This is a genomic window from Flammeovirga agarivorans, from assembly GCF_012641475.1.
Lineage (GTDB): Bacteria > Bacteroidota > Bacteroidia > Cytophagales > Flammeovirgaceae > Flammeovirga > Flammeovirga agarivorans.
This window is the reverse complement of the sequence record NZ_JABAIL010000036.1, coordinates 1-2,193: the sequence shown is the minus strand read 5'-3', so window position 1 is coordinate 2,193 and position 2,193 is coordinate 1. Positions and strand designations below refer to the sequence as shown.

The following is a 2,193-nucleotide window of genomic DNA, read 5'->3' as shown; positions in this document are numbered from 1 at the left end:
TTTTAAAAAAATATAAGAAAGCTAATAAATATTTTGAACGAGGTGATTTTACAAATGCAAAAGAATTATTACTTAAAGAACAGCCATATGATTATGACGTACAAAATAAATTAGCAATGTGTTATATGGAGTTGAAAATGAGTAACAAAATATGTGAGTTGTTGACTACGAATAACTTTACTGAAGCAATGAAGATGAAAGAAAAAATGTGTAAAAAATCTACTACCTCCAACATCAACTAAACTCCAATCACGGTTGACACAACCGCTCACGTAGTTTAGTCATCACGTTACCCAACATTTACAGGGTACTACAATAATTAAGAATATACTTTTAAGCAAGCAGACATCTTTAAAAGAAATATAGTAATGCAAAATAGTAATACAAATATATGTCCAGAATGTGGTGAACAACATACAGAATGGCCTGCATTAACTTATAAATCACCTTTTAATTATTCTCAATTATCAGAAGAAGCAAAGTCTAAAATTGGAGAATTAAGTTCAGATTTTTGTGAAATTAAATATGAATCACAAACAGATAGATTTATAAGGGTAACTTTATCACAGAAAGTAATAGGTACTTGTGAAAATTTAGAATATGGTTTGTGGGTATCACTTAGTAAGGAAAGTTATAATGATTACTTAGAAAACTTTGATAATGAAAACCATAAAACAGGTTATTTTGGTTGGTTATGTAGTGATATTTTAGAATATAAAGAATCAACTATGAATATTCCATGTAATGTATTTACAAAACTTGGAAACCAACGTCCTGAAATTATACCTCATGATGATCATGACCATCAGTTTGTCAAAGATTACTATAGTGGAATAACTTTAGAGGAAGTACAAAATAGAGTAAATAAAGTATTAAAATAACGTTGGGTAACAATAGCTAATCTCCATCCATCGGGCGACGCGCCCTCGCACGCTGTTTAGCAATTTCGTTACCGCCAATTTAAGAGATGAACGAGCAGTATAACATAAACGATATAAGACAACTTGAAAATGGACTAACTAAAAATCCTAATGACACGGATTTAATAAATAAGTTGGCTATAGGTTATTTAAGTTGTAGAGAAGCAGATAGTTTTAATAAAGTTGATGGATTATTAAAAAAAGCGTTTGAGATTAAGCCTTCCATAAAAACTGCAAATAATTATGCATATCAGATAATAACGGACTGGGATGATTACGAAAGAGGAATAGAAATATTACAACCATTCATTGACAAAGAACCAAAATCGTATATGCCATATAATTTGATTGGCTATGCATATTTAATGAAAGAAAACTATGAGAAAGCTAAGTTCTATTTTGAGAAAGCTCTGACTTTGTCTCAAACTGAGATGGTAGAAATTATCCACAATTTAGCGGTGTGTGAGAATTATTTAGATAATCCACAAAAAGCTTTGACTTTATATGACAAGTCAATTGAATTAATGGACAAAGACAATGAATCAAAATTTAATAAAGCCGTTTGTCAAATTGAACTTGGATTGACATCTGAAATAGACCAAATTATCCAAAAGATTAGAAAAAGTGAATCATATAAAGACTTAACAGCTTGGGTTTCATGTACTGACTTGAGTCAGCTATGTTATTTAAATAATGATTTAAAACAGGCTTATGATATATTAATGGAAAGTCCAAATTTCGATTTGCAATCATATCCTGAATTTTGCTATTTGCTTTTAAAATACAATGATTCAAAATTTAATGAACTTGCTGAAGAAGAAGTTGAAAGTAAAAAATCATGGATAGCTGATTTAAATGATCCTGAAGATGAAGAATATGAAGATTATACCGAGCAAGAAAGACTAGCTGAAATAAAGAAACTGAACGAAGAAATAGAAATAATAAGAACGTTAAGACAAAAATTGATTAATCCGCCTGAAATAAAACCATCTGAATTATACAAGACTATATTTTGTGGTTGTTTGTTTTATGATTGCAAAATCCACGGCACTCAATTTGATGAGTAAAAACTAGCGGTAACATCAGCTAAAACAGCAAGTCTCGGGCGACGCGCCCTCGCACGCTGTTTAGCAATTTCGTTACACAACATAAAGCCAAAATATCAGATAATGTCAAAGTTTATCATATTATTAATTTTATTTTCTCATTCTGTTATTGGGCAAAATGTAAAAACAGATAAAAACAATAAAAATGTAATGGAACAGTTCCGTCA

General features: G+C 30.1%; 3 protein-coding genes. All 3 read left to right on the top strand.

Annotated elements, in window-relative coordinates:
- Positions 1–242: hypothetical protein (locus tag HGP29_RS28805; RefSeq protein WP_211093445.1), on the top strand; the 242-nt coding region annotated here is incomplete at its 5' end.
- A gap of 126 nt (positions 243–368) precedes the next feature.
- Complete coding sequence (locus HGP29_RS28020) at positions 369–881, top strand: DUF2199 domain-containing protein (RefSeq protein WP_168885785.1); 513 nt, start codon at positions 369–371, stop codon at positions 879–881.
- A gap of 86 nt (positions 882–967) precedes the next feature.
- Positions 968–1,987, top strand: coding sequence for a tetratricopeptide repeat protein (locus HGP29_RS28015; protein ID WP_168885784.1), 1,020 nt, complete (start codon positions 968–970; stop codon positions 1,985–1,987).
- The last annotated feature ends 206 nt before the right edge of the window (positions 1,988–2,193 follow it).